The organism is Deltaproteobacteria bacterium, from assembly GCA_005879795.1.
Taxonomy (GTDB): domain Bacteria; phylum Desulfobacterota; class Binatia; order DP-6; family DP-6; genus DP-6.
Genome location: VBKJ01000145.1, coordinates 1 through 231, shown reverse-complemented (window position 1 = coordinate 231; position 231 = coordinate 1). Strand labels below are relative to the sequence as shown.

Genomic DNA, 231 nt, shown 5'->3' with positions numbered 1-231 from the left:
GACGAGCACGGCATGGCATCGCCAGCGCTCAGGGCGCGCGACTGGAAGACCTACAACCACAACCTGCTGACCCAGGCCGAGGTGGACGAGCTCAGCCGGGAGTTCGGCGCGTTCTTCCTCACCAGGACGATGGCGGAGCTCTACCGCGCCGCGTGTGAGCGGAACCTGATGCTCGCGCCCATCAACGACGCGCGCGAGGTCGCGGCCTCCACCCAGCTAGCGGCGCGCGAG

At 69.3% G+C, this 231-nt stretch carries 1 protein-coding gene; it reads left to right on the top strand.

The annotated features are described in order from the left end of the window. Positions 1-12 precede the first annotated feature (12 nt). Positions 13-231, top strand: a 219-nt coding sequence (locus tag E6J59_11400; protein TMB19576.1) for a hypothetical protein, incomplete at its 3' end; no start/stop codon positions are given.